General features: G+C 73.2%; 2 protein-coding genes. One reads left to right on the top strand and one right to left on the bottom strand.

Annotated features, from left to right (window positions below; all coding sequences use genetic code 11):
• Positions 1–2,775: serine/threonine-protein kinase (locus D7V88_RS39990; RefSeq protein ID WP_147449090.1), on the top strand; the 2,775-nt coding region annotated here is incomplete at its 5' end.
• A gap of 1 nt (position 2,776) precedes the next feature.
• Here the strand turns inward: D7V88_RS39990 and D7V88_RS39985 are convergent.
• Positions 2,777–3,079 (bottom strand): hypothetical protein, encoded by a 303-nt coding sequence (locus tag D7V88_RS39985; protein WP_120545756.1) that lies wholly within the window; start codon positions 3,077–3,079, stop codon positions 2,777–2,779.
• Positions 3,080–3,285 lie beyond the last annotated feature (206 nt).

Below are 3,285 nucleotides of genomic sequence, written 5' to 3'. Positions count from 1 at the left end.
GTCGTGCTGCGGCCGGTGTGGGATGGCGGGATGGGCGTGGTCTACACCGCGTGGGATCCGGAGCTGGACCGCACGGTGTGCCTCAAGCTGCTGCGAAGCGAGCTGATCTCACTGCTGGGAGCGGAGGCGCAGTCCCGGTTGCAGCGCGAAGCCCAGGCGATGGCCCGGCTGGCGCACCCGAACGTCGTGGGCATCCACGACGTGGGGACGTGGGACGGCGGCCTGTTCATCGCCATGGAGTACGTGCGTGGTGGCAACCTGCGCGAGTGGCTCCGGCAGGCACCGCGCAGCCGGCGCGAGGTGGTGGAGGTCTTCGTGCAGGTGGGACGCGGGCTGGAGGCCGCGCACGCGCACGGGCTGATCCACCGCGACATCAAGCCGGACAACCTGCTGGTGGGCGAGGATGGCCGCGCGCGCGTCACCGACTTCGGGCTGGTGCTTCAGGCCTCGGACGCCACCCCCATGCGCCCCGAACTCGCCGCCGCCAGGGGAGCGCTGGACGTCAAGCTCACCCATCCCGGGCGCGTGATGGGGACCCCGGCCTACATGCCTCCCGAACAGCTCGCGGGCCGCGCTGTCGACGCGCTCTCGGATCAGTTCAGCTTCTGCGCGTCGCTGTTCGAGGCCCTCTTCGACGAGCGCCCCTTCCAGGGGGACAGCGTGGAGGACCTGTGCCGGAACATCTCGCTCGGCAAGGTCACTGCCGTCCCGGCCAGCAGGGAGCGCAAGGTCCCCCGGGGACTGAGGGCCGCGGTGCTGAAGGGGCTGTCCCCGGAGCCGCCACACCGTCACGCGTCCATGACGGTCCTGCTGCGGGAGCTCTCGCGGGACGTGGGGCGCAGGCGGGCCCGGCTCGTGGTCGCCGGGGTGGCGGTGCTGGGGGCGGCCACCGCCTTCGCGGCGCCGCAGTACGCGCAGCACACCCGGCTTGCCGCGTGCGACGCTCCGCAGCGGGCACTGGACGGCATCTGGGATGCGCAGGCCGTGGGCGCCATCACCCGGACGTTCGCCGGGACCGGGCTTCCGCACGCGGACACGGCCTGGGGCGCGACGCACACGGTGGTGGACGCCTATGCGGACCAGTGGCGGGGGCTTCGCCGCGAGGTGTGTCGCGCCGCGGTGGTGGACCGGCTGCCGGAGGAGACGCTCGGGTTGCAGGAGCGCTGCCTCGCGCGCGGCCTGCAGGCGCTGAAGTCGCTCTCCGCGCTGTCCCGCGCGGCGGACCGGGAGGTCGTCTCGCGCTCGCTGAGCATGGCCCATGCACTCCCGGAGCTGGCCTCCTGCGGCGAGGTGGCGGTGCTCACCGCATCGCCCACGCCGCCTCCGTCGGACGCCGCGTTGAGGACGAAGGTGGAGCAGGTGCGCCTGGCCCTGGTGGACCTGCGTGCGCAGCGCGAGGCCGGCCGCTTCCGCCAGGTGATGGAGCCGCTCCAGGTGCTGCGCAAGGAGGTGGAGGCCCTGGGCTACCGGCCGCTGGAGGCGGAGGTGCTGCACCTGCACGGGCTGGCGCAGCATGACTCCGGGCTTGTCCTCGAAGCGACGCAGACGCTGCGGCGCGCGGCGGTGGCGGGTGAAGCGGGGCGGCATGAACTGCTCGCGGCGAGGGCTTGGACGGACCTCGTGTTCGCGGCGGGGCGGCGGCTCAAGCGCTTCGATGAGGCGCGGCTGGGCGCCGAGCTCGCGACGGCGGCGCTGGAGCGCGTGGGCGGCGAGCCCGTGCTGGCGGCGCGGCTGCTCGCCAACCGCGCCGCGCTCGAATCCGCGCAGGGGAACACGGAGGCCGCGGTGAAGCTCAACGCGGAGGCCGTCTCCGCCTACCGCCGGTTGCTGGGCGACGGCCACCCGGACACGGTGCGCGCCTTCCTCCAGTGGGGCACGTTGCTCTACGGCGCGAAGCGCGACGCGGAGGCGAAGGCCGTCTTCCAGCAGGCGCTCAGCGCGATGGAGCACTCGGTGGGCCCCCACCACCCCGCGGTGGTGGCCCTGCTCACCAGCCTGGGCCGCGTCGCCCGGCGACAGGGGGACGCCGCCGGGGGCAGGGCCTACTACGACCGCGCGGTGCGACTGCTGGAGGCCCTGGACGGCCCCGAACATCCGGACCTGTCCATCCCCTTGACGAACCGGGCCCTCCTGCTCCTGGAGCTGGGCCGGTTCGACGAGGCCCGCGCGGACTTGCGCCGCGTGCTGGAGCTCGCGCGCAGGGGCTCCGGTGATGACAGCCTGGAGGTCGCGGAGGCCTACGGCGATCTGGCGCTGTGTGAACTGAGGAGCCGCGAGTTCGCGCGAGCCGTCGAGTTCGCGGAGCGTGCGCTGCGCATGGCCCGCGCGAAGCTGCCCGTGGGCCACGCGGACTTCGCCTTCTACGAGTCCACGCTCGCGCACGCGCTGTCGGCGCGTGAGCAGTGGGCGCAGGCGCAGCGCCTTTTCGAGTCCGCGGCGAGGACGGAGCAGGCCGCGGAGGCCCCGGACTCCGAGACGCTCGCGGACATCCTCACCGGGCTGGCGTTGACGCAGGTGGGGCAGGGCCGGGCCGCCGAGGCGGAAGAGGCCGCGAGGCGGGCCCTGGCGCTGCGGTCCGCCCATGGCGCGGACTCCGCCGACGTGGGGGAGACGCGCTTCGTGCTGGCCCGGGCCTTGTGGCTCACCGGGCAGCACCGCGCCGCGCTGGATGAGGCGCGCGGCGCGGCAGCGGACTACGGACGTTCGACCCGGCGCAGGGACCTGGACGTCGCCGACGTGGCGAGCTGGCTGGCGGCGCGCTCCCGGTCGCGCTGAGCTACATCGCCGTGGGGTCGCGGGCTTCCCGGCTGCCCTCGATGATGATGTCGGAGCCCTTCTCCTTGCCCTTGCCCTGGACGGTAGGGGTGCCGACGCTGGTGACCAGCGCCTGCACCTGCCCCAGCAGCTTCGTGAAGTCGCGGGCCACGTCCTGGACGAACGCGTCGACGGTGGGCTGGGCGGCCGGCTTCGGCTCGGGCTTCGGCGGTGGGCGCAAGGACACCGGGGACGCGGCGGGCGCGTCAGGCCCCTTCAGCGTCGCGGGCTGGAATGGGCTCCCCTGCGAAATGCGACTCGACATGGCTGTATCTCCCCCTCAGGCGTGATGAACGGCAGGGGGATATTACCGGCCTTCAGACGCAAAGGTCGATTCCGTGCGACGTCATTTCGGGTGCCTTTGTCATCCCATCAGGAGGCAGGAGACGACACCTGCCGTTCTGCTGGAGACGACCCATGGACATCCGATTCCCGAAGCCGGCCGCGACCTCGAAGCCCCAGGTGAAGCCC

The organism is Corallococcus terminator (genome assembly GCF_003611635.1).
Taxonomy (GTDB): domain Bacteria; phylum Myxococcota; class Myxococcia; order Myxococcales; family Myxococcaceae; genus Corallococcus; species Corallococcus terminator.
This window is presented reverse-complemented; position numbering and strand designations above follow the sequence as displayed.